The 25,079-nt window shown below is 30.2% G+C and carries 19 protein-coding genes; 8 read left to right on the forward strand and 11 right to left on the reverse strand.

The annotated features are described in order from the left end of the window. Window positions 1-186 precede the first annotated feature (186 nt). Window positions 187-636, reverse strand: a complete 450-nt coding sequence (locus HALO113_RS16510) for a GNAT family N-acetyltransferase (protein WP_159780241.1) — start codon at window positions 634-636, stop codon at window positions 187-189. A gap of 6 nt (window positions 637-642) precedes the next feature. Further along, on the reverse strand, window positions 643-2,832 hold the full coding sequence (locus HALO113_RS16515; protein ID WP_159780242.1) for a glutamine synthetase III: 2,190 nt from the start codon (window positions 2,830-2,832) through the stop codon (window positions 643-645). A gap of 256 nt (window positions 2,833-3,088) precedes the next feature. Between HALO113_RS16515 and HALO113_RS16520 the strand changes: the two genes are divergently transcribed. From HALO113_RS16520 to HALO113_RS16535, 4 genes are all read left to right on the forward strand, one after another. Beyond that, a complete protein-coding gene (locus HALO113_RS16520; protein ID WP_159780243.1) occupies window positions 3,089-6,769 on the forward strand; it encodes a gliding motility-associated C-terminal domain-containing protein in 3,681 nt (1,226 codons plus the stop codon). Window positions 6,770-6,777: 8 nt separating this feature from the next. Next, window positions 6,778-7,716, forward strand: a complete 939-nt coding sequence (locus tag HALO113_RS16525) for a type IX secretion system membrane protein PorP/SprF (RefSeq protein ID WP_159780244.1) — start codon at window positions 6,778-6,780, stop codon at window positions 7,714-7,716. A gap of 77 nt (window positions 7,717-7,793) precedes the next feature. Then, window positions 7,794-9,749 carry an OmpA family protein gene (locus tag HALO113_RS16530; RefSeq protein WP_159780245.1) on the forward strand — a complete coding sequence of 652 codons (1,956 nt, stop codon included), beginning with the start codon at window positions 7,794-7,796 and terminating at the stop codon, window positions 9,747-9,749. A 40-nt stretch (window positions 9,750-9,789) separates the two neighbouring features. Beyond that, entirely contained in the window at window positions 9,790-10,362 is a 573-nt protein-coding gene (locus HALO113_RS16535; RefSeq protein ID WP_159780246.1) for a DUF1543 domain-containing protein, read from the forward strand. Window positions 10,363-10,411: 49 nt separating this feature from the next. On the opposite strand, the gene HALO113_RS16540 is transcribed toward HALO113_RS16535, so the two are convergent. From HALO113_RS16540 to HALO113_RS16565, 6 genes are all read right to left on the reverse strand, one after another. Next, window positions 10,412-10,939, reverse strand: coding sequence for a hypothetical protein (locus HALO113_RS16540; RefSeq protein WP_159780247.1), 528 nt, complete (start codon window positions 10,937-10,939; stop codon window positions 10,412-10,414). A gap of 62 nt (window positions 10,940-11,001) precedes the next feature. Then, on the reverse strand, window positions 11,002-12,336 hold the full coding sequence (locus HALO113_RS16545) for a hypothetical protein (RefSeq protein ID WP_159780248.1): 1,335 nt from the start codon (window positions 12,334-12,336) through the stop codon (window positions 11,002-11,004). A 35-nt stretch (window positions 12,337-12,371) separates the two neighbouring features. After that, complete coding sequence (locus HALO113_RS16550) at window positions 12,372-12,728, reverse strand: hypothetical protein (RefSeq protein WP_159780249.1); 357 nt, start codon at window positions 12,726-12,728, stop codon at window positions 12,372-12,374. Between the two features lie 182 nt (window positions 12,729-12,910). Next, a complete protein-coding gene (locus tag HALO113_RS16555; RefSeq protein ID WP_370519395.1) occupies window positions 12,911-13,444 on the reverse strand; it encodes a response regulator in 534 nt (177 codons plus the stop codon). Between the two features lie 74 nt (window positions 13,445-13,518). Then, window positions 13,519-15,282 carry a sensor histidine kinase gene (locus HALO113_RS16560; protein WP_159780250.1) on the reverse strand — a complete coding sequence of 588 codons (1,764 nt, stop codon included), beginning with the start codon at window positions 15,280-15,282 and terminating at the stop codon, window positions 13,519-13,521. After that, a complete protein-coding gene (locus tag HALO113_RS16565; RefSeq protein ID WP_159780251.1) occupies window positions 15,282-15,737 on the reverse strand; it encodes a hypothetical protein in 456 nt (151 codons plus the stop codon). Before HALO113_RS16565 ends, HALO113_RS16560 begins: the two co-directional genes overlap by 1 nt. A 188-nt stretch (window positions 15,738-15,925) precedes the next feature. Between HALO113_RS16565 and HALO113_RS16570 the strand changes: the two genes are divergently transcribed. The 3 genes from HALO113_RS16570 (at window position 15,926) to HALO113_RS16580 (ending at window position 19,194) form a co-directional block, all read left to right on the forward strand. Continuing rightward, a complete protein-coding gene (locus tag HALO113_RS16570) occupies window positions 15,926-16,141 on the forward strand; it encodes a DUF5963 family protein (RefSeq protein ID WP_159780252.1) in 216 nt (71 codons plus the stop codon). Between the two features lie 137 nt (window positions 16,142-16,278). Further along, on the forward strand, window positions 16,279-18,462 hold the full coding sequence (locus HALO113_RS16575) for a choice-of-anchor I family protein (RefSeq protein WP_159780253.1): 2,184 nt from the start codon (window positions 16,279-16,281) through the stop codon (window positions 18,460-18,462). Window positions 18,463-18,648: 186 nt separating this feature from the next. Continuing rightward, window positions 18,649-19,194 carry a type 1 glutamine amidotransferase domain-containing protein gene (locus HALO113_RS16580; RefSeq protein ID WP_159780254.1) on the forward strand — a complete coding sequence of 182 codons (546 nt, stop codon included), beginning with the start codon at window positions 18,649-18,651 and terminating at the stop codon, window positions 19,192-19,194. Between the two features lie 275 nt (window positions 19,195-19,469). On the opposite strand, the gene HALO113_RS16585 is transcribed toward HALO113_RS16580, so the two are convergent. The 3 genes from HALO113_RS16585 to HALO113_RS16595 form a co-directional block, all read right to left on the reverse strand. Next, window positions 19,470-20,117 carry a hypothetical protein gene (locus tag HALO113_RS16585; RefSeq protein ID WP_159780255.1) on the reverse strand — a complete coding sequence of 216 codons (648 nt, stop codon included), beginning with the start codon at window positions 20,115-20,117 and terminating at the stop codon, window positions 19,470-19,472. 79 nt (window positions 20,118-20,196) lie between these two features. Next, window positions 20,197-20,460 (reverse strand): hypothetical protein, encoded by a 264-nt coding sequence (locus tag HALO113_RS16590; RefSeq protein WP_159780256.1) that lies wholly within the window; start codon window positions 20,458-20,460, stop codon window positions 20,197-20,199. Window positions 20,461-20,479: 19 nt separating this feature from the next. Next, window positions 20,480-23,905: a methylmalonyl-CoA mutase family protein gene (locus HALO113_RS16595; RefSeq protein ID WP_159780257.1), complete on the reverse strand. Its 3,426-nt coding sequence runs from the start codon at window positions 23,903-23,905 to the stop codon at window positions 20,480-20,482. 128 nt (window positions 23,906-24,033) lie between these two features. Here HALO113_RS16595 and HALO113_RS16600 point away from each other — a divergent pair, with 128 nt between their 5' ends. Further along, window positions 24,034-24,741 carry a DUF4197 domain-containing protein gene (locus tag HALO113_RS16600; protein ID WP_159780258.1) on the forward strand — a complete coding sequence of 236 codons (708 nt, stop codon included), beginning with the start codon at window positions 24,034-24,036 and terminating at the stop codon, window positions 24,739-24,741. The last annotated feature ends 338 nt before the right edge of the window (window positions 24,742-25,079 follow it).

Here is a 25,079-nt window from a genome sequence, read left to right on the forward strand (position 1 = left end):
CTCTTGCGCAAAGCTACAGTTTAAAATACAAAGTAATATTAATAACAAAAATGGTTTCACTATAAATATTTTCTACGAAGTAACACTTTTTTTATAAAATAAAAAAATTGACTATAAAACTTTTAACGTAAAAAGAAATAAAAAAGTATAAAAAAACCTATTCAATTTATGAATAGGTTTTCTTGGTTACAATTCTTTTATAAAGCAGACACTATTTTCTACACCAATATATTGACCATAATTTGGTATAATTTGATATCCATTTTTTTTATATAAAGCTATTGCTTCAGGCTGTTTTAATCCGGTTTCTAACACCAAGGATTTGTAATCTAATTCTTTAGCCCATATTTCCAGTTCTTTCAATATTCTGGTTGCAAAACCATTCCCTCTATATTCCTGTTCTACATACATTCTTTTAATTTCCATGCACTCAAGATTATATTCCTTTATAGCACCACATGCTACTGGCATTTCATTATGATGTAAAACTAGCGCATGTTTTATTGTACTTATGGAATTAAATTGTGCATAAAAAGCATGTTCATTCCCATCTCTTATGGCTAAATCTTTATCTAGTTTAGCAACCAAATTAATAAAATCTACATTAGAAGAATCCGTTCTAACAACCCGAATCATTTAAAACTATCTTAAAAACAATAATTCTCTATATTTAACCAATGTCCACATTTCGTCATCCACTAATAATTCTAATTTATCAGAATGATAACGAATTTCTTCAAAATATGGTTTTACCTTATCACAATAAGCAGCGGCCATTTTAGAGATATCAGAAAGGTTATTTGCTTTTTTACGCTCCTCTATCATGGCATCAACTTTTGAGTTAATTCCTTCAATATGTTCAGATATTTCTTTAATTAATGAGATTTGTTCTTTTGCAATTTTCTCAAAATCTTTACCAAAAATTTCTTTTAATCCTTTCACATTTTCGATCAATGTGTTTTGATAACGAATGGCTGTTGGAACAACGTGATTTCTAGCAATATCTCCTAAAACTCTTCCTTCTATTTGAATTTTCTTAGTATATTCTTCTAATTCAATTTCATAACGTGCTTCTACTTCCACATGATTCATGATAGCTAATTCTTCAAATAAATCAATTGCTTTTTTAGACACTTTGGCTTTTAAAGCTTCTGGTGTAGTTTTAAAATTACTTAAACCACGTTTTTTAGCCTCTTTTTCCCAAGCTTCGCTATAACCATCGCCTTCAAATAAGATACTTTTCGTTTGTTTAATATATTCTCTTAATACATTAAATATAGCTTCGTCTTTCTTTAAATCTTTTTGTTCAATTAAAGTATCAACTTCTGCTTTAAAATCTTTTAATTGTTTTGCAACTATTGCATTTAAAGTAGTCATAGAAGTAGCACAGTTAGCCGAAGAACCTACCGCTCTAAATTCAAATTTATTTCCCGTAAAAGCAAATGGAGAAGTTCTATTTCTATCTGTATTATCTAATAATACGTCTGGAATTTTACCCACCACATTTAACTTCAAATCTGTTTTTTCTTCAGGTGATAATTTTCCTTTAGTAACACCTTCTAATTCCGCTAATACTTTTGTTAATTGTTGTCCAATGAAAACTGAAATAATTGCAGGAGGAGCTTCATTAGCACCTAAACGGTGATCATTACTTGCCGATGCAATTGCAGCTCTTAATAATTCTTCATAATCGTGAACCGCTTTGATAGTATTGATAAAGAAAGTCAAGAATTGTAAATTACTCATTGGTGTTTTACCAGGAGATAGTAAATTTATTCCTGTATCAGTAGCCAAAGACCAGTTGTTATGTTTACCCGAACCATTTACGCCTTTAAACGGTTTTTCATGGAATAAAACTTTATAATCATGACGTTCTGCCACTTTTTGCATCACATCCATTAACAATGAATTATGATCTACAGCCAAATTAATTTCTTCAAATATTGGAGCTAATTCAAACTGACTAGGAGCCACTTCATTATGACGTGTTTTAACAGGAATACCTAACAACATGCACTCATTCTCTAAATCACGCATATAATTTAAAACACGTGAAGGAATAGAACCAAAATAATGATCATCTAATTGTTGACCTTTTGCAGATGCATGCCCTAACAAAGTTCTACCAGTTGCTAATAAATCAGGTCTTGTATTCGCTAATGATTTATCAATTAAAAAATATTCTTGTTCCCATCCTAATGTAGGAGTTACTTTTCTAACATTTTTATCAAAATATTTAGCCACATCAGTAGCAGCATTATCAATAGCATTTAAAGCTCTTAATAAAGGCGTTTTATTATCTAATGCTTCGCCTGTATATGAAACAAAAATTGTAGGGATACATAAAGTCGTTCCATAAATGAATGCAGGAGACGTTGGATCCCATGCTGTATAACCTCTTGCTTCAAAAGTATTTCTTATACCTCCATTTGGAAAAGAAGAAGCATCGGGTTCTTGCTGTACTAATTGGCTACCTCCAAATTTCTCAACAGGATCACTACCATCAAAAGAAGTTTCAAAAAAAGCATCATGTTTTTCTGCCGTACTACCGGTCAAAGGTTGAAACCAGTGTGTATAATGAGTTACATCTTTTGACAATGCCCATTCCTTCATTCCCATTGCAATTTGATCAGCAATTATTCTATCAATTTTTGCACCGTTTTGAATAGCATTCTTTACCGCTTTATAAGCTTCAGGTGTCAAAAACTGACGCATTGCTTTATCATTAAACACATTACTTCCAAAAATTTTGGATTTTTTTTCAAGTTTTTCAACAACAACAGGTTTTCTATTTGCTGTTTCTTTTAATGCTTGGAAACGAAAAGTTGACATAGTTTTTATAATTTTTTAAGTTATACCCCTTAATTTTGAGTACAAATATAAAAAAATATGCGATTTAATAATATCACACCCCTATTTTTTGTAATATTTTTTATAAATTTATGATTTTATAACTTTTTCATAAGATTTTGTTTTAATATAACAAATTTTATGTTATTAACATTTAAACAATTTTGTGTTAATAATTTCTAAAAAATCATTTAATTTGTAGTATATTTATGTTGTTAACCGATAAAAAATAACACTTATGAGGAAAAACCGATTGATGCTAATTATTTTGATTAGTTTTATTTTCTTTAAAATTGACTCATTTGCACAATGCGCAGGTAACGACAATTCAATAACCATTTGTGATAAGGAAAATTACAACCAAGGATTAGGAAATTCAAATGGTGTCGTTGATTTGTTTACACTTTTAGGTATTGGAGCAACTCCTGGGGGTACTTGGACAAATATAAATAGTTCTGGTGGGTTTAATAGTACGACAGGTATTTTAAATACTTGGCAAATTAATATAAGCGGAACTTATAATTATCAATACACTATAAATGGTATTCCAGGATGCACCGATAACTCATCTACCATAACTATTATTTTAGGGGGCTATCCAGGAGTAAACAATCCAAGTGCAGTCGCTTGTGACAACAATACTTCAGTTCCCTTATTTAGTTTTTTAGGTAGTAGTCCAAATCCTCATTTTAATGGCACTTGGTCAGGTGGACCAGCAGGAGCTTTAACAGGTAATTTTTTTAATGCTCAATTGGCCGGCATAGGAACATACACCTTAACTTACTCAGTTCCTGCTATAGGAAGTTGCCCATCTAGAAGTGTAAATGTTGATTTAACTGTACATCCTTTACCTGAAGCAGGGACACCTTTAAATCTAACGTTTTGTGAAAACGATAATTTTTCTTCCCTAACTAATGTGGATCTATTTAGTTTATTAACGGGAGAAGATACTGGTGGTTCTTGGATTGATAATTCTTCAACAGGTGAATTATCTGGAAGCAATGATTCATTTATTAATATTCAAAATATCGCAAATAATTTTGGAGCTGGCACATACACCTTTACATATAGTGTAAGTCCTACGCATCCAATTTGCTCCCCTGCATCATCAAATGTTGCTATTATAATTGAACCTGTAATCGATATAAACGGTTCTACTTTAACTGTTACTCCCAATGTTTGTTTCAGTGACATAAGTTCAACAACTTTTATTGGTACTATAAATCAAGGCGCAAATCCAATTCCTAATGGTACCTATAATATTACTTACACATTAACTGGTTCTAATTCAGGTACTGAAACAGTAAGTACAACTTTCAATGCTGGTAGTGGAAGTTTTATCATTAATCCGAATTTTGTAGCAAATATAGGAGTAACCACTGTTAGCATAACAAATATTGTTAATCCAAATAGCACTACTAATTGTACTCAGCCTATAAATAATTTGAGCAGTACTTTTGAAATTTTTGAAAATCCGAATATTTCTGATACACAACTACAAATGACAAATGCATGTTTAGGTCAAGATGGACAAGGTTTTTTAGTTGATGTCAACAATAATCAAATAGAGTTAATTAATGGAAATTATACCATAACATATGACATAACAGGTCCAAATGGAACGACAAATGGACAAACGACTTCAGTAGTAATAACAAATGGAAATGGTGTATTTACCATCTTAAATACATTGCTCCCAACCGCTGGGAATTACTCTTTAACCATTACAAATTTTGAAAATCAAACAACAGGATGTAACACACCAAGTGCAATAACAAATCCTTTTGAAGTTTTCCCAATACCAGATGCACAATCTATAAATATTGCTATTAATGATGTTTGTATTGGAAATCAAATTGTAGTTTCTGTAAGTGGTGCAATAAATTTACCAGATGGTTTTTACAATTTAAATTATGATATTACTGGAGCTATTTCAGTTTCCAATCAAGCTGAAAATAATGTACAATTTATTAATGGGAATGCGACATTTACAATTCCATTCGGTATAATTAATTTGGGTACATCTACTTTAACCTTAACTAACTTAATTAATATAACAAATACATGTAACACTACTACTTTTAATAATCCAAATGATACTTTTATAGTGTCAGAAAATCCAAATGTTAATAACACATCCATTAGTATTATTGAACCAATATGTATAGGGAGTGATGCTTTAGGAACAATTACTGCTCCATCTATCACAAATGGAAGTTATACAGTTTACTACACTATTTCTGGTTCTAATTCTTACACAGGAAACACAATAGTTTCTTTCTTTGGCGGGAATGGTTCTATTACAATCCCTAATTCACAAATTCCAGTAAGCGGAACCTATACTATACAAATTACATCCATAGAAAACCCAATTACTTTATGTTCTAGTCCAGTTTTAAATACACAAGATATATTTGTAGTTAGTAATTCACCTAATTTGACAATTAATGATGTAACAGTTGCGCCAATTTGTTTAGGCAATAATGCAATCGTAGAAATTAATACACAAGGTGGATTAACAGATGGAAATTACGATATTAACTACTCATTATCTGGAGCTAATGGTCCATTAAATACAACTGTTACTGTATTTATTCTAAATGGAAGTGGTAATTTTGTTATTAATTCAGCTAATTTGACACAATCTGGTTTAACTTCTGTATCAATTAATTCTATAACTAACAACACAACGAATTGTGGTACTAATTTTACAAGTTTTCAAATTGATTTTATGGTAAATGAACTACCTGATTTTTCAGGAGTTAATATTACCGTAAATGATATTTGTGTCAATCAAGATGCTTTTGGTACCATCTTAAATGCAAGTAATTTAGAAAATAGCAATTACAGTATAACTTTTAACTTAACTGGCTCAAACACATCAAATAATGAATCATTTACCACAACTATAGATTTAGGAGCTGGCTCTTTTATTATTCCAGGAAATTTATTACAAAATGCTGGAAACACATCTATTACATTAACAAGTATTACAAATCTTAACACGGGTTGTACTACAAATGGCTTAGCAATTACTACAAACTTTGAAGTGATTCCACTTCCTGATACTACGGGAGCAAATATAATTGCAACAGATATATGTGTTTCTGAGATTGAAACGATTTTTATACAAAATGCAAATGGGCTTTCAGATGGAAGCTATACTCTAAATTATGAATTATCTGGTGCAAATCAAAGTCAGAATAATAGCATAGATGTTACTATAACTAATGGCAATGGAAGTTTTGACATTCCTTCCAATTTACTTATTAATGGAGGAAACACAACTATAACTATTCAAAACATTATTTATAATGCATCTCTATGTGGCTCTAATACATTAACAATTACTCCTACTAATTTTACAATTAATAATCCTTCACAACCTACTCTTTTGAATGAAGGTAATTTATTTTGTGCTCAAGATAATCCTACTATAGCTAATCTAACAGCAAATACAAATGTAAATGGTACTATTACATGGTATGATGCTCCAAATGGAGGAGTGAGTTATTTAGATTCAGATGTTTTAGTCAATGGAACAACTTACTATGCATCAACAACAGATGCTTCTGGATGCGAAGGATCAATTAGATTAGAAGTAATTGTAGATTTAACGAATTGTTCCGATTTATTTATTCCTGATGGTTTTTCTCCAAATAATGATGGTTTGAATGACACTTTCTACATTAAAAATTTGGATATTTTGTATCCTAATTTTGAATTAGAAATCTATAATAGATATGGAAATCTTGTCTATAAAGGAAATATGAATACTCCCCATTTCGATGGAAAACCTAATCAGTCCACTGTTTTAGGTAAAGATATTTTACCTACTGGAGTGTATTTCTATATTTTACACTATAATGACAATACAGATAAAAAACCAACTCAAGGAAGATTATATTTAAGTAGATAAGAAAAAAGATGAAAAAAATTAACTATATATACGTAATAATCTTGTTGGTATCTTACAATACATTTGCACAACAAGATCCACAATTCACTCAATACATGTACAATATGAGTGTAATTAATCCAGGCTATGCAACAGATGATTTGGGAGTAATTAATTTTGGGGGGATTTATAGAGCACAATGGGTAGGCGCTACAGGTGCACCTACAACCTCTTCTTTATTTGTTCATACACCTTTATCAGAAAGTATAGAAACTGGTATTAATATCATAAAAGACGAATTAGGTGAAGATGTGTTAAATGAAACTACAATTAATGCGGATTTATCCTATAAAATTAATTTAAATAATAAGGCAAAATTAGCTTTAGGGTTTAAATTAGGTGTCAATTTTTTTAATACAAATTTTAATGGATTTAAGTTAAACGATGACGATATTAGCTCCGATTTAGCTTTTCAAAATCTAAGTGAGACCTTTTTCAATTTAGGTACAGGCGCATTTTATTTTACAGATAAATATTATTTAGGAGTATCTGTTCCGAATTTTCTTCCCAATAAACAATTGAAAGAAGCAAATGGTATTCAAGCTATTGGAATTGATGAACTGCATTTCTTTTTTACAGGTGGATATGTTTTTAATCTTTCCGATAATATAAAATTTAAACCAGCCTTTATGGGAAAATTAGTTAGCAATTCTCCTCTATCAGCAGAAATAACAGCTAATTTTATGTTTTTCGATCGATTTGAAATTGGTGCTTCACACCGATTAGATGATTCATTTAGTGGTTTAGCTAATTATAGAATTACACCCCAATTAAGAATTGGATATGCCTATGATCATACTATATCAAATTTAGGAAGTTTTAATTCAGGTTCGCATGAAGTTTTTCTATTGTTTGATTTAGATACATTTGGTAACAAAGGATATGATAAATCACCTAGGTTTTTTTAACATGGGTTGTCTAAAGTTTTTAAAAAAATATTTGAAAATACACTTATGTTACCTGTCAAAAATAAAAATTTAAGCATATGAAAAAAATTATTTTTATATATATCATCACCACATTTTCCCTTTTTGCTCAAAATAACGAGTTAAAAAAAGCGGATAAATATTTTAAAATAGCTTCATTTGCTAAAGCAGCAGAAGCTTATTCATCTATAATAGAAAATGGAAATAAATCTGTTGCAGTATTAAAAAAGGCAGCCGATTCGTATTATTATATTTCTGATTTTGATCATGCCGCTTCTTTATACAAAACCTTAATTGAGAAAAATAGAGAGACAATAGATGAACAATACCTTTTTAGATATGCTCAAGCTTTAAAAGCAAAAGGTAATCTTGAAGAGTCGAATAAATGGATGAAAGAGTATGAAAAAGAAATACCGGAAACGATTTATAAAGCCAATATTGAAAAATTGGAAAATATTAAAAAGCAAGGAGAGAAATTTGCTATAAAAAATGCACCAATTAACACTAAATTTTCCGATTTTGGACCCGCATTTTACAAAGAACAACTTGTTTTTTCCTCTCCTTCAAACTCTAATGGTTTGTTCTCAAAAAAATACAATTGGAACAAACAACCCTATTTAGATTTGTATGTAACACATATTACTAATAATGAATTAGATAGCATTAAAAATCCTTTTTCTAAAGAATTAAATACAAAACTTCATGAAGCTGGAGTAACTTTTACAAATGATGGCAATCGTATTTATTTTACAAGAAATACAAGTGAAAATGCCAAAAGAAGTAAAGACAAAGATAAAGTTACTCATTTAAGCATTTTTACAGCAGAATTAAAAGATGGTAAATGGACAAACATCCAATCTTTACCATTTAATGGATTAGATTATTCCACAATGCATCCTAGTTTAAACAAAGAAAATAATCGCTTGTATTTTTCATCTGATATGCCAGGAACTATTGGGTCTTTTGATCTTTTTTATGTAGATATTGATACTAATGGTAATTTTGGTAAACCCATAAATTTAGGCACAGAAATTAATACTAAAAACAGAGAACAATTTCCATTTATAAGCGATGAAAATAAATTATTCTTTGCATCAGATGGACATCCTGGTTTTGGTTTATTAGATGTATTTATGTCGGAATACAAAAACGATATTTTTAGTAAACCCTTAAATTTAGGGTTACCTGTTAATACACATTATGATGATTTTTCTTTTATCTATAATGACAGTTCGCAAAGAGGTTTTTTTGCTTCGAATAGAGACAATGGCATAGGCGATGATGATATTTATAGTTTTTTGCAAACTGCACCTTTAAAAGATTTCCAATATTATATAAAAGGAATTGTTATTGATGAGGAAACGAATGAAAATATCGATCAAGTTACTGTCTTTTTATTTAATGATAAAGAAGAAAATATAGGCGAAAAAACTATAAGTAAAGATGAAAACTTTTATTTTGATGTACGTCCTGGATCTTATAAAATTTCAACCTATCATCCCGATTATATTCCTGCTGAAAAAACCGTTACTATATTAGATAATGGAAATTCTGAGACTAAAGAAATTATCAAAATGAAACGTATTCCAAAGACATTCTTGGAAGAATTAATCGCAGAAGAAGGAGATCCAAAAGTGATTACTGATAATGGTGTTTTAATGTTTGATTTACCGGAAATTCTATTTGATTTTGATAAATTTAATATTCGAGGAGATGCTCAAGTACATTTGAACCAATTAGTAGACAAGCTAAATCGTTATCCATTAATTAACATTGCTATTGGATCACATACAGACAATAGAGGTACTGAGGAATACAATAAACAATTATCACACGATAGAGCCAATGCAACTAGAAATTATTTGATTGAAAAAGGGATAGCTCCTTCTCGAATTACTGCAGAAGGTTTTGGAGAAAGTAAACCCAAAGTAGACTGTATCAATCATGAATGTTCAGATGAAGAACATCAAATGAATAGAAGAAGTGAATTTGTAATTCAAGTTAAACAAGAATAAATTAAGACCTCAAATGAGGTCTTTTTTTTATCTTTGAAACATGGAAAAAAATAATTTATATATGATTATGTTAGGATGTACTCCTAAAGGTAGAGTAACGGAACAACATGATATTTTTTTTGGCATTGGCAAATCTTTATTAGATTTAAAAGAAGAAATGATTAATTTTTGGCCAGAAGCGAAAGGTAAAATTCATTTAGATGCTTGGCAAGCTGTTACCCAAATTGATGGCTATTCCATTACAGTAGTTTCTAAAAAAGAAAAACTAAATCAAGAAGAAAAACTCTTTTTTATTAATCTAGGAGGATATAAAGAGAATGAATTTGAAGAATACCATTATAAAGTTTTAGCGGTTGCCAAAAATAAAGCGGAAGCTATTAAGAAATCGAAACAAACAACTTTTTATAAACATTATGGTTTTAAAGGTGCTACTTCCCATATTGATGATAAATATGGTATTGATGTCGATGACATTTATGAAATTGAAGACATTCTCCTACCTCAATTCAAATCCAAATACCAATTAAAAATCATATCTTCTGATAATGAAATTATAGATAGAAAACATATTGGTTATTTAAAATTTGATAAGATAAACGAATCGCATTCATAAAAAAAATCCAGAATAAATCTGGATTTTTTCTTTATAAAAGTAAGTCGTATTATTTTTTATTAATCTTAGTAATATTTTTATCATCTATACCATAGTGATTAATTACTGCCTGATAATCATTAAAATCTACATTAGCTGTTCCTTTATTACCCAATGCTGCTGGAATAACAACTACTCTTAATACTTGATTTAATCTGTATTGTGCATTTAAAGCTGGAAGATCATAGCCATATAAACTAACTTCAGAATCATATCTTGTAGCATCATTTCTATAACCAAAATCTAAAGTACCATCATCAAAATAATACGTTTCAGGCAATAGTTTCCAATAGTCACCGTTAGCAGAATTGTAATTAGATAGTCGATAAACCAAAACCATATCTGAAGCATAGATGGTGTATGGAAAATCCAAAATCACTTTATAATTATTACTATTAGTAAAATCAACATTTGAATATTCAAATACCTCACTAATGGTATCGTTATCATAATCGTCTTGAACCACTACTTCTTCAGTATAACAACTTTGTAGTGTAATCATCCCAATAAAAGCTAAAATTAAAGTAAACTTTTTCATATCTATTCGTTTTTAAATTGTTTCCAATTTAGTATAACCAATAGTCGTGCCAAACTTTTACATTAATCTCTGAAACACTCTGGATGACTCCTTTTAAGGCTTTCTATCAGATCTTTAGAACTTTTCATCCTATTAATTTCAGCATTTGCCCAACCATCTAAATTGTGTAAAGCACTTACTGTTGACAATAGAGAAATCACTTTTGTTCTTAAAATATAAGTCGCTAAAGCAGAACCAGCTACCGTTGTAGTAGATAAGATACCAATAGCTGCACTTATAGTTACTGCTAAAAGTGAACCTACACCTAATGCAATAGTTCCATATTTTTTCCATTCAATTTTATTCAATTTTTCAGAAGCATCCTTTATTATTGCTACTTCTTTTAATATCCTGTTTTTTACATCAATTGGACAAGCCACTTTATTATTAAAAGTTGTAATTTCATTTAAAATAATATTGAAATCATATTCAAAAGGAGGGCTATAAATGCTATTTCCATCTTTTATAATAAATAAATTATGAACATCAAATTCTAAATTCTCATGATTACCTACAGACAAATACCCTACTACTTGTATTATATTATCATCTAATAAATCTGGAATTCTAGATATATCAAAATTTGAAGATTTTAAATCTGTTAACTTATTATTTGAAGTTGGATGAAATAGTTCTATACTACCACGACCATTAATAGATATCTTTTTTACTAATTTCCCTTCTAATGTTTGAAAATAGTCATGATTAGCATCTTCAGCTAAAATTTCATTATCAAATCTTTTTGTTGTTAATGAGGAAGCAAAATTAGAAGGTTCCATTTCTAGGTATTCAAAATTATCACTAAACATCTCTAAATCAGATTCCATTTCACAAATTTGCTGATTTAAAACACGCAATCTATTATATCTTTCCCAGTTAAAATCCAAAACCCATTGCAAATTTTGAGGTGTTCCTTCATACCAATGAGCATAAATAAACGTAAGACTCCCATCTGGATTTGCTAATTTGAATAAAGGCAACCCTCCTACTGGTCCACTTGTAAATATGTTAAAAAAGTCGGTACAAATTGAGATTAGATTATTAATTACATCTAGTTCTTTAATACCGCTTAATTCGGCTGCTTTACTAACAATTTCTCTTATATGTACTAATAAATCAGCTATTTTATCTTTTTCAGAAACGGTAGAAGGTATAATTTCCCTAGGCCAATGATAAATTACACATTCTTGATATTCCTTTTCATTATGTCCTCTAAAATTAATCCAAGAAGGTGTCAACCATCCAGTACCAACCAACATTCCTGGTTTAGGTTCATCAATAACTGTCTTCCAAACGGCTTTGAAATTATTTGTTGTATATAATGGTATATTTTTTTGTGGGTTCCAAGTAACTGCCATAATATTTGTATTTGTATTTGTATTTATATTTTTTTTTATCTAATTAATTCAAGTGAAATCGAATTCTCATCAATTATGAGCATTCTATCACCATCAGTAGCACATATCCCATCAACAGGTTTCCCAGATATATCAAAACCAAATTTTGAAAATCTAACCTTATTTCCTAATTGCCACATAAACATTCTTTTATTATCTCGTAAATAAGAAATCTCAATTACTTTATCATCAAATTCTTGTTGATTTACTATACCTGGTATCCAAATTTCCTGACATACTTCCCAAAATGGTTTTAAGATAACGATATCATTCAAATTGTCTCGTTTTCTAACTTCCACAGACTGATTTGTTCTATTTACAATTTTCTTAATTGCTGTTATATTCAATGCCATAATTATATTTTAATTAATTTTCCCTACTCATATGGCTTTTCGGTTACGCCCTGTTTGTAATGGTTTCTAGACTCCATATTTGTTTATTTGTTAGCTAACACATGGTAAAATTGCTCATTATAAAGCAAAAAAAAATCCCTAACGATAGGGATTTTTTGCACTTTTGAATGGCTAATTTTCTTTTAAAAATCATACTTTCTTTCAATAGCAAACCGAATCAAATCGGTCTTACCATAAATATTCATCTTTTTCAATATGTTTTTTCTGTGTGTATCAACAGTACTTTTGGCTACAAATAATAAATCGGCAATTTCTTGAGAAGTTTTTCCTTCTCCTACTAATCTTAGTATTTCCTTTTCTCTAGAACTCAAAATAATTTCCTCTTTTGTAACGCTATCTTTTGTAATGATTGCATCATCATAAAAAGGAATTTGCTTTGCCACACTTTTGATACCTTCAATTAATTTTTTTAAAGAAGAATTTTTCATAATGTAACCTATTGCTCCAGCTTCTCTCATTTGTTCTATTGCTTCTTCCTGATCAAACATACTAAAAGCAATCACTTGAATATGAGAATAGTCTTTTTTTATGACTCTTGTGGCTGCAATACCATCACATTTTGGCATTCTAATATCAGTAACCACAACATCTGGTTGTTTATTCTTTACTAATTCTAATAACATTTCACCATCCAAAGCTTCGCCGATAACTTGAATAGCATCTTCATATTATAAAGCGAGTTTAATTCCATCAATTAAAGCTTGATGATCTTCTGCAATTACAATTCGTATCATAAAGGTAAGTCTATAATTATAGTGGTTCCTTTTCCTATTTTACTGTCTATAGTGAATGTACCAGATAGTTGTTCTATTTTTCTTTCCATGTTTTTTAAACCTATTCCATCAGTAGTTTTATTGGGTCCTTTAGTAAAACCTTTACCATTATCTTCTACCATAATATTTATTTCGTTATCATACTGATTTATATATATGTTTACTTCTGAAGCTTGAGCGTGTTTAATACAATTAGTAGCTAATTCTTGAATTATTCTGAAAAGCAATAACTCAACCGTATTATCAATCCTCTTATCTAGTCCAGAAGGAATAACATTAAATATAATTTTATTAGGAACTGTCATTTTTGTTGTCATTTTTTTTATAGCAACTAATAGCCCTTCTTTACCTATAACACCCGTATTTTTCAAATGAGCAATATTTCGAACTTCTTTATAAGCCTCATCTATTAATTGATTTGTTTTATCAAATAATGATCGATTTGTTTCGAAATGACTTAACGTTTCAAAATTTATTTTCAAGGTTGCCAGTAAGCTCCCTAAATTATCATGCAATTCATCTGCAATTTTTTGTCGTTCTCTATCCTGAACTTCTAACATTTTATCAATTTCGTTCAATTGATTCTCTTTTAATTGGTTTACCAAATTTGTAACTTCAATTTCTTTTTTTTGTTCAATAATTTTCTTTTTATTTTTTATATTTTTAAAAGCTAAAAAACCAATTAAAACAGATAACAATAGTATTATTGAAACTACTACCAGTACAATCTTGTTTTGAAAAATTACACCTCGTAAGGCAATATTTTCTTTTTCTTTTTCGGCAGTTCTATATTTTGCATCTATTTCTATAATGGCTTTTTGTTGCTCCTTTTCTCCTAAAATATCCAAATATACTTTCTGTCTATCCATATATTCAACAGCTTTTTTATAATCTCCCATTTCTTTATAGGCTGTCGCTAAATAACCATAAATAATTTCTTTATTTTTATTCTTAAATTCATTCACAGAAATAGAATCGGCCATAAGAAAACTACTAATTGCTTTTTCATATTTCTTTTGTTTATTATAAACAACACCTTTATTAATATAGATGTAGGACATATATTCTTTTAAATCCCTTTTTTTATAAACTTGCATCGCTTTATCATAAAAAAGTAAAGCAGAATCTAGTTTAAAAATGTTATCAGAGGCATAGGTTGCTCCTATGTTTAGCATTATTCTTGCACTATACACTTCATTTCCTATTGCTTTACTTTCCCGTAAAGCTTTAAAAAAATATTGCTTCGCAAAGTTAGGGTTCGAATCATATAAAGATTTACCTAACTGCATATAACCTTCACTAAGTAATTGCTTATCATTAGTGGCTTTTGCAAATTCTAGAAACTCAGAAAGAAATTTATGATAACCTATTTTATTATTTTTCATAGCTAAAACTAATGAGGTAATTTCTATATTTATTTTAGCGACTTTCAGCAAACTATCTAATTCTATATAATATTTTTTTGATAGTAAATAGTTATCAAATGCTACATGATCATCATTTATTAATTTATAATAATTGGCTTTCCAATAGGCAAAATCTGCTTTTTGATAAAGATTCAATTGTAGCGTATCTATTTGTGAAATGATTACTTTGGAAGAATCAATATCGGCTGATTGAACGTTTTTCTTTAATAAATTAAGTTCTTTTTTTTGTCCAAATGAAAAAGCAACAATGAAAATTGTTGCTATAAATAATATTATTTTTATTTTTTTATTCATTAGGAACATCCTTCAAAAGTAAGCACTCCTCCATTACCAACTTTTGGTTCTTCTATTAAATCAAAATCAGGAAAATTAGGCAAGCTTTCTTGAAATGCTAATAAATAATGATCTGATAAATTAAAGCTATCGTCATGAAAACACATAAAATGAATTACATCAGAACTTTTTAATTCGGTAAAACTTTTTCCAGAGTTTAATGGTTTTAAATCTTTTAAATTGATAGGTTTAGCATCTACTTGTACTTTTCTTAATTCGCCAGTTACTTCCGTCAAATCTTTATTTGGTCCGTTTTCTACATAAAGGATACCTAAAATCCCAAAATAATTTTCGTTAGAGATATTATAATATCTTACATATTTATAAACTCCTTCTTCAAGTGTTGGTAAAGCAGTCTTAACAATTACTGTATTGTTTTCTAAACTTATTTTTCCACATGATTGATATGTTTTCATATTTTTTAAAATGTTATTTGTACAAATGTATATCTCTAAAGTAATAAAAAAATCACTATCAATGGGTATTTTAAAATAGGTTTTAATGAAAATAATATAACACAATACCTAAATACTGTAAAATTCAAAAAACAGTAATATCTTAATTTTACATAACAATAAAATTAACTAATAAATAAACCAAAATTATGAAAGCAACAAAAATTATTGGAATCGTATTAATTGCCTTATCTTTATATTTAGGATATATAGGCGTAAATAAAGTATCAAACAATACTAAAGAAGTAAAATTTCTTGGTATTGAGATTGATGCTTCAAATGAATCTGGGCAAACAAAAGGATTTATTTTTATAGGATTGGCTGTAGCACTCTTTGTTGGAGGTATTTATACTGTAAAAAAATAAGTTTCAGTTAACAATTTATTTACAAGTTTACTTTTTTGAAACAATTCTATAAAGTTTTAAGAAAGATATCGTAATTTTTTAGTAACAATTTCATTAAATGTTACGTGTAAGTTTGCAACAAACTATAAACACGCACTATGAAATCTAAAATTACGCTATTATTTTTCTTAAACATTTGGTTATCCCAATACCTATTTGCGGATAGTCTAATAAGTAAAAAGAATATCTTATCTTATTCCTATAATTCAAGCATAACATTTGCTTCTGAGTTTTACATCGTAAACGAAAATCAAAATACTTTAGACATACTACTCAATTTAAACAGTCCATCAACAGGAAATACCAAAATTGATGTGACTGTTTCTTCATATAGTACTGCAATAAATGGACAACAATTTTCTTTCCCTAATCAAACGATAAGTTTTCCTATAAATTCTACCTCACAAACCCTTTCAATACCCATTACAAATGATGCTGTTTTTACTGGTGATAGTTTCTTTGTGTTAACACTTTCAAACCCCATTGATGGAACAATAGGTAGTATATCTCAAACAACAATTTATATTTTAGAAGACGAAGAAAATGTACCAACCACTTCTGCTGCATTAAATATCAATTACTTAACAAGCTATTTAGTAGATGCTGCAGGTTCTGCCGAAATAGTGACTCATGATCCTGTTTCCCAACGTTTATTTGTAATGAATTCCACCGCTTCAAAAATTGAAATTTTAGATTTTTCAAATCCGAATTCCATTACTTCTGTTCAATCGGTTGATTTAGCGGCTTATGGAATTGGTGGAACCAGTATTGCTCATAAAAATGGTTTAGTAGCTGCTACTGTTCAAGGAGCTAATTATACCAATGGTAAAGTTATTTTTATGGATGTTAATGGAACTATTGGTGCTACCGTTGATGCTGGTATTTTACCAGACATGATTACGTTTACACCAGATGGTACTAAAGTTATCGTTGCAAACGAAGGGGAACCAAACGATGATTATACGATTGATCCAGAAGGAAGTATTTCCATTATAGATGTAACTGCTGGTTTAAATAACATTCAACAAAGTGATGTTACCCAACTTAACTTTAATGCTTTTGACAGTCAGTTAGCAACTTTAAGAGCTAATAATGTTAGAATATTTGGAGTGAATGCTACGGTTTCCAAAGATTTAGAACCAGAATATATCACAGTTGCTGCTGATGGTGCTACTGCTTGGGTTTCTTTACAAGAAAACAACGCAATTGCTACTATTGATGTAGTGAATAAACAAATAACAGACATTGTACCTTTAGGGTTTAAAGATCATATGTTTACTGGTAATGAATTGGATACATCCGATCAGTTTGGGGAAATTTTCTTAGGAAACTGGCCAGTTAAAGGCATGTATATGCCCGATGCAATTGCGAATTACACTGTAAATGGTACGACGTATTTAGTGACTGCAAATGAAGGGGATTCAAGAGATTATAATGGACTATCAGAAGAGAAAAGAGTTAGTAGCGGCAGTTATGTTTTAGACCCAACCGTTTTTCCAAATGCTTCTTTTTTAAAAAATAATAAAAATTTAGGAAGATTAACCGTTACCAATGCTACAGGTGATACAGATAACGATGGGGATTTTGATGAAATACATGTTTTTGGTACACGTTCTTTTAGTATTTGGAATACTGCAACAGGGCAATTAGTATATGATAGTGGTTCCGATTTTGAAAGAATCACCGCTGCTGATCCCGTGTATGGAAGCTTATTCAATGCGAGTAACGACAACAATACTTCTAAAAATAGAAGCGATAATAAAGGCCCAGAACCAGAAGGGATTACCGTTGCGGAAATTAATGGGGCAACCTATGCTTTTATTACTTTAGAAAGAACAGGTGGTTTAATGGTTTATGATATTACAAATCCAATGAACGCTACTTTTGTTTCCTACCACAATAGCAGAAATACCACTAGTATAGGAGGTGATTTAGGGCCTGAAGGAATTATTTACATCGCTCCTGAAAATAGTCCGAGTACTAAAGGTTTAATCATAATGGCAAATGAAGTAAGTGCTACTTTAAGCCTATATGAAATTACAAATGATGTTTTGACTACTCCAAATTTCGCAGAAAAAACCAATTCATTTGTAGCCTATCCCAATCCCGTTACAAACGGAATTGTTTACTTTAAAGAAAATGTCACCATCAGTTTATATGATTATACAGGCAAAAAAATTACAGAAAAGGAAAACACAAAAAACTTAGAAATGAACTATCCAAAAGGTGTTTATTTTCTAAGAACGAAAGATGGAATCGCACAAAAAGTAGTTGTTGAATAATTATAAATGTGTTATTGTTGATTCCAAAAGACCTTCCGAAGAAGGTCTTTTTTATTTTCTATTTCATTGAATATAAAAACTAAACATTCTATAAAAATCGTACAAAATCCTATAACAAACAAGGAGGCATCGTTTCGTAATTTTACACTAACAAATTAATAGTTAAACAGTAAAAAAATTAAAATTATGAAAAAGAAAATAGCTATTTTGGCTACCAATGGATTTGAAGAAGTAGAATTATCATCACCTAAAAAAGCACTTGAAAAAGAAGGTTGGGTTACCGAAATTGTAAGTCCAAAATCGGGAAGTATTAAAGCTTGGGCATCCACAGATTGGGGAAAATTATACCCAGTGGATAAAACCCTAGACGAAGTTCATTTTTCCGATTACAATGCATTGCTTTTACCTGGAGGCGTGATTAATCCTGATCAATTGCGTACCCATGAAAAAGCTTTGGAATTTGTAAAAGCCTTTTTTGAAGCGGGAAAACCAGTAGCTGCCATTTGTCATGGTCCACAAACACTAATCAGTGCAGAAGTGGTAAAAGGTAGAAAAATGACTTCTTATCCTTCTATCAAACAAGATTTAATCAACGCTGGTGCCGAATGGCTTGATAAAGAAGTAGTGGTCGACAAAGGATTAGTAACCAGTAGAAATCCTGATGATTTACCGGCTTTCAACAAAAAAATGATTGAAGAAATTAAAGAAGGGAAACACGAACCTGTATTGTAAACCTTTATTCTATTTTTTATAGTAGAAAAAGAAAGACCTTTCGCTATCGAAAGGTCTTTCTTATAGGAGTGTATATTTATTTAAAACCAAAAAGCTTATCGCGAATACCTTTTAGCTTATTATAAAAAGCTTTGGGGTTGAAATTAAGAGCTTTTTGCTTATAATTAGAACCTTTTTGGTTATTATAAAGAGCATTTGGGTTATAAATTTATGTTCTGAGGTTAAAATTAAGAGCTTTTAATCCTTACGTGTATTTACTGAATCATTTTAATAAATTAAAAATCAAAATTATACGCTATTAAAAATTCAAATCTAAAATAATTAGTGGGGTATTTTTCATTTAATATATACTGATCAGGCACTTCATAATATGTGGTTTGATTCTTTTTTCCAGTTAAATAACCAATTTGTACATCAAAAGACCAAGAAGAAGAATTTGATAAAACTGCTCCAATTGCTGGTCCTATATACGTATAGTCTATATTCTGAAAATAAAAATCATGTTCATAATCGCGATCCTTTTCTATCGTTTTTTTTCCTATTTTATAATTTAATGAAATATAAAAAGATATACCCGTTTGAACTCTTACATAGCTAATTTCATTAAAATCAAAATAATACTTATACTCAAAAATAAATGATTGATTTTTATGATTTTCATAATTCCCTAAATCATGTATTATTCCGTATCTATCTTCCACATTTTCTTGCCGAGGAAAATAATAGCTATTTATAAATTTTAATCCTAAAGAATGATTTTTAAAAAAACCTTTTTCAACTCCTATTATTGCTCCAAGTCTTGGCTGAAAAATATTTATATAACCAATACCTTTTACACTTAACGTATTTTTGGGATTATATTTACTATATGGAACTTGCCCAAAAGAAAAAGTTACGATGAAGAGTACAAAATATTTATACATGCTATCTTTTAATGGAAACAAATCTAATTATTTTAAACAAAAAACCTTTCATTGCTGAAAGGCTTTTTAGTATTTGTAACTATTTTTTTAAACGTTTAAATTTAAAAATACTTGAACTATTCCGTTCTTCATCACAAAACCATTTATAGGTTTGCCAAATGATAAAAAAACCAAATATTATCTTTATTGACTTAGATAAAACTAGACCTATATTATAACTCATTTTATAAGTTATATCATTATCTAAATCTAAAAAATGGCTATCTAATATAGAAACGAATCCTTTAAATGCTATAAAAATTCCAAAAAATGCAATACAAACAACAAATATTTTTTTTAACATAGTAGTTGATATTTAATTTTTACATATTCCTTCTATATTGACCTCCTACTTCAAATAAACCGGAAGTAATTTGACCTAACGAACAATACTTAGTAGCATTCATTAATACTTCAAATATATTTTGGTTGGAAATAGCAGCTTCTTGTAACAAAGCAATTTGTTCTTTTACTTTATCGGCATGTGCTTTGTGTAAGTTTTCCAATGTCTTAATCTGGAATTGTTTTTCTTCTTCTGTCGCACGAATCACTTCCGCAGGAATAACCGTTGGGGAACCTTTCGAACTTAAGAAAGTATTCACACCAATAATTGGGAATTCTCCTGTATGTTTCAAGGTTTCGTAATACAACGATTCTTCTTGAATTTTACTTCTTTGGTACATGGTTTCCATAGCACCCAAAACACCTCCTCTTTCGGTAATTCTATCAAATTCGGCTAAAACGGCCTCTTCAACTAAATCGGTTAATTCTTCAATAATAAACGAACCTTGTATTGGGTTTTCGTTTTTCGCTAAACCTAATTCTTTATTGATAATCAACTGAATTGCCATCGCTCTACGTACCGATTCTTCCGTAGGCGTTGTAATCGCTTCATCATACGCATTGGTATGCAAGGAATTACAGTTGTCATAGATGGCATATAACGCTTGCAACGTGGTACGAATATCATTGAAATCAATTTCTTGTGCATGTAAAGAACGACCCGATGTTTGAATATGGTATTTCAACATTTGTGCTCTTTCATTGGCACCGTATTTTAATTTTAAGGCTTTCGCCCAAATTTTACGTGCTACTCGACCAATAACTGCATATTCAGGATCAATACCATTTGAGAAAAAGAACGATAAGTTCGGTCCGAATGCATTAATATCCATACCTCTACTCAAATAGTACTCTACATAGGTGAATCCATTGGCTAAAGTAAATGCCAATTGCGTGATAGGATTAGCACCTGCTTCTGCAATATGGTAACCTGAAATGGAAACCGAGTAGAAATTACGCACATTTTGTTGGATGAAATATTCTTGAACATCACCCATTAATCGCAACGCAAATTCAGTAGAGAAAATACACGTATTTTGCGCTTGGTCTTCTTTTAAAATATCGGCTTGAACCGTACCACGCACTTGTGCTAAGGTTTTTATTTTAATATCTTGGTACACATCAGCTGGTAAAACTTGATCTCCAGTTACACCAAGAAGCATTAATCCTAAACCATCATTTCCTTCAGGTAAAGCCCCGTTATAGACTGGTCTTTCTAAATCTTTAGCTTTATAAATCGCTTTAATTTTTGCCTCTATTTCTGCTTCTAAACCATTTTCTTTAATGTACTTCTCACAATTTTGATCAATTGCCGCATTCATAAAGAAACCTAACAACATAGGTGCTGGTCCATTAATTGTCATCGATACAGAAGTTGCTGGGTGACTCAAATCGAAACCAGAATATAATTTTTTCGCATCATCCAAACAACAAATTGAAACTCCTGCATTCCCAATTTTACCGTAAATATCAGGTCTGTGATCGGGATCATTTCCGTAAAGTGTTACCGAATCAAAAGCCGTTGACAAACGTTTGGCTGGCATACCCAAACTCACGTAGTGGAAACGACGATTGGTACGTTCTGGTCCTCCTTCACCTGCAAACATACGCGTTGGATCTTCCCCTTCACGTTTAAACGGATACAATCCAGATGCAAATGGGAATTCTCCAGGTACATTTTCTTGTAAATTCCATCTTAAAATATCACCCCAAGCTTGGTATTTTGGTAAGGCAATTTTAGGAATTTGTGTATGTGATAACGACTCACTATGTGTTTTAATTTCAATTACTTTATCCCTTACTTTAAACGAGTAAATAGGATTTTTGTATTTATTTACTTTTTCATCCCAAGTTTGAATTACTTCCCAATTGTATGGGTCTAAATTCATTTTAACGCGGTCAAATTCTTTTACTAAAAGCGAAACGAAATCTTTGTTTGAATCGTTAATTTGTAATGAGGATTCAACGATTCCAGCTTTATCAATTTGAGGGAAATTTCCGTTTACCGATTCTATTGTTTTGAAAATTCCATATAATTTTTGAGCTACTTCAACCTGTGTTAAAACCGTCTCATCATATTTGCGATTGTTTTCAGCAATCTCTGATAAATAACGTGTTCTATGTGGTGGAATGACAAAGATTTTCTCACTCATCTCTTTGGTGATTTCAAAAGTAGAGTGTAAATCAATTCCTGTTTTGTCGACAATTTTATCCATAATCGCTTTGTACAGCGAATTCATTCCAGGGTCGTTAAATTGAGACGCAATGGTTCCAAAAACAGGCATCTCATCTGGATTGGCATCCCAAAGATTATGATTACGTTGGTATTGTTTTTTTACATCACGGATAGCATCTAAAGCACCTCTTTTGTCAAATTTATTTAAGGCTACCAAATCTGCGAAATCCAACATATCGATTTTTTCCAATTGTGTAGCCGCACCAAATTCAGGCGTCATTACATACAATGAAACATCAGAGTGGTCCATAATTTCAGTATCCGATTGCCCAATACCTGAAGTTTCCAATACAATTAAATCGTATTTAGCCGCTTTTAAAACTTGAATCGCTTCCGCTACATATTTTGATAAAGCTAAATTAGATTGACGTGTTGCTAATGAACGCATGTACACTCTTGGATTATTGATAGCATTCATACGAATACGATCTCCTAATAAAGCACCACCCGTTTTACGTTTGGATGGATCAACTGAAATTAAACCAATTGTTTTCTCAGGGAAATCAATTAAAAAACGACGTACTAATTCGTCTACTAAAGACGATTTACCAGCTCCACCTGTACCTGTAATTCCTAAAACGGGTGTGGTTGATGTTTGGTTTTCTTGGTGTATTTTATCTAAAGTGGCTTTCGCTATTACTGGGAAGTTTTCAGCAGCAGAAATTACACGCGCAATATCACGAGGGTTTTTATTGATTAAATGATCTGCTTCTCCGTTTAGAGAATCTCCAATAGGGAAATCTGAACGTTTTACTAAATCGTTTATCATTCCTTGCAATCCCATGGCGCGACCATCATCTGGAGAATAGATTTTTTCAATACCATATTCGTGTAACTCGTCAATTTCAGAAGGAAGAATAACACCTCCTCCACCGGCAAAAATTTTGATATGACTTGCTCCTTTTTCGTTCAGCAAATCAAACATATATTTTAAATATTCAGTATGACCACCTTGGTAAGAAGTCATTGCAATGGCATTGGCATCTTCTTGAATAGCAGTATTTACTACTTCTTCTACACTTCTATCATGACCTAAATGAATGACTTCACATCCAGTTGCTTGGATGATTCTTCTCATGATATTGATTGCTGCATCATGTCCATCAAAAAGTGAAGCTGCAGTAACAATTCTTACTTTATTTACAGGAATATAAGGTTGTTGTTGTTCCATTTGTAATTTTATCTCAAATTTATGGCTGCAATTTACGAATTTAATAAATTTCTTTGCTTATTTCTACATAGAATTTCGTGCTAAAAAAAAAGGCATTATATTTGAAGAAATGTCCTAAAATAATACAAATGAAAAAAATTGCATTTTGCTTAATAGCATTTATTAGTATCAGTTGTTCAGAATTACAACAAGTAGTAAATCAATTACCACAAGCAGGTGGATTAAGTCAGTTAGATATTGCGAATGGTTTGAAAGAAGCTTTAGATAATGGAATTGACAAACAAGTAACGAAATTAACCGCTGTAGATGGTTTTTACAAAAATGAATTGGTAAAAATTTTATTGCCACAAGAATTACAAAAAGTTGACAAAGGTTTGAGAGATATTGGTTTATCCAAATTAGCCGATGAAGGTCTTAAAGTTTTAAATCGTGCCGCAGAAGATGCTGTTAAAGAAGCGACTCCTATTTTTGTGGATGCAGTAAAACAAATGACATTTAATGATGCCAAAAATATTTTAATGGGAGACAATAGAGCGGCTACTTCGTATTTAGAAAGCACAACTTCAAGTGCTTTATATGCTAAATTTAATCCAGTTATTAAGAATTCTTTCACAAAGGTAGGAGCAGATAAAGTTTGGACAAATATCATTACAAAATATAATAATATTCCTTTTGTGACAAAAGTAAATCCTGACTTAACTGATTATACTACCAATAAAGCCATGGAAGGTGTATTTAAAATGATTGCTGTAGAGGAAGGAAATATTAGAACACAATTAAGTTCGAGAACCTCTGATTTATTAAAAAAAGTGTTTGCTTTACAAGATACCAAATAAGAAAACTTTAATATTCAATAACATATATATAACACATAATTAACACACCTTAGGCAAAAATAGTCGGATATTTGCAGAGTTAAAAGTAACAAATCTCATATTTGTTTGGTTAAGGTTAGTTAAAAAAATACCACGTTTTGCGGAACGTGGTTTTTTTATATTCTAAATTTTCATTTTTATTAATGAATTACTAATACCTAAAATAAAATATGTTGAATTCAACTTTAACACAATATAACAAATTAATAGTAAACTGTTAACATAAATGAAAGCAAAGTATTAGGATATTTGTACTGTTAAAAGTAACAAATCTCATATTTGTTTGGTTAAGGTTAGTT

This window comes from Flavobacterium sp. 9AF, assembly GCF_902506265.1.
Classification (GTDB): Bacteria; Bacteroidota; Bacteroidia; order Flavobacteriales; family Flavobacteriaceae; genus Flavobacterium.

Excerpts from the sequence above, each read along its gene's own strand:
- HALO113_RS16510 (WP_159780241.1), bottom strand. The coding sequence starts at position 636 with ATGATTCGGGTTGTTAGAACGGATTCTTCTAATGTAGATTTTATTAAT.
- HALO113_RS16515 (WP_159780242.1), bottom strand. The coding sequence starts at position 2,832 with ATGTCAACTTTTCGTTTCCAAGCATTAAAAGAAACAGCAAATAGAAAA.
- HALO113_RS16520 (WP_159780243.1), top strand. The coding sequence starts at position 3,089 with ATGAGGAAAAACCGATTGATGCTAATTATTTTGATTAGTTTTATTTTC.
- HALO113_RS16525 (WP_159780244.1), top strand. The coding sequence starts at position 6,778 with ATGAAAAAAATTAACTATATATACGTAATAATCTTGTTGGTATCTTAC.
- HALO113_RS16530 (WP_159780245.1), top strand. The coding sequence starts at position 7,794 with ATGAAAAAAATTATTTTTATATATATCATCACCACATTTTCCCTTTTT.
- HALO113_RS16535 (WP_159780246.1), top strand. The coding sequence starts at position 9,790 with ATGGAAAAAAATAATTTATATATGATTATGTTAGGATGTACTCCTAAA.
- HALO113_RS16540 (WP_159780247.1), bottom strand. The coding sequence starts at position 10,939 with ATGAAAAAGTTTACTTTAATTTTAGCTTTTATTGGGATGATTACACTA.
- HALO113_RS16545 (WP_159780248.1), bottom strand. The coding sequence starts at position 12,336 with ATGGCAGTTACTTGGAACCCACAAAAAAATATACCATTATATACAACA.
- HALO113_RS16550 (WP_159780249.1), bottom strand. The coding sequence starts at position 12,728 with ATGGCATTGAATATAACAGCAATTAAGAAAATTGTAAATAGAACAAAT.
- HALO113_RS16560 (WP_159780250.1), bottom strand. The coding sequence starts at position 15,282 with ATGAATAAAAAAATAAAAATAATATTATTTATAGCAACAATTTTCATT.
- HALO113_RS16565 (WP_159780251.1), bottom strand. The coding sequence starts at position 15,737 with ATGAAAACATATCAATCATGTGGAAAAATAAGTTTAGAAAACAATACA.
- HALO113_RS16570 (WP_159780252.1), top strand. The coding sequence starts at position 15,926 with ATGAAAGCAACAAAAATTATTGGAATCGTATTAATTGCCTTATCTTTA.
- HALO113_RS16575 (WP_159780253.1), top strand. The coding sequence starts at position 16,279 with ATGAAATCTAAAATTACGCTATTATTTTTCTTAAACATTTGGTTATCC.
- HALO113_RS16580 (WP_159780254.1), top strand. The coding sequence starts at position 18,649 with ATGAAAAAGAAAATAGCTATTTTGGCTACCAATGGATTTGAAGAAGTA.
- HALO113_RS16585 (WP_159780255.1), bottom strand. The coding sequence starts at position 20,117 with ATGTATAAATATTTTGTACTCTTCATCGTAACTTTTTCTTTTGGGCAA.
- HALO113_RS16590 (WP_159780256.1), bottom strand. The coding sequence starts at position 20,460 with ATGTTAAAAAAAATATTTGTTGTTTGTATTGCATTTTTTGGAATTTTT.
- HALO113_RS16595 (WP_159780257.1), bottom strand. The coding sequence starts at position 23,905 with ATGGAACAACAACAACCTTATATTCCTGTAAATAAAGTAAGAATTGTT.
- HALO113_RS16600 (WP_159780258.1), top strand. The coding sequence starts at position 24,034 with ATGAAAAAAATTGCATTTTGCTTAATAGCATTTATTAGTATCAGTTGT.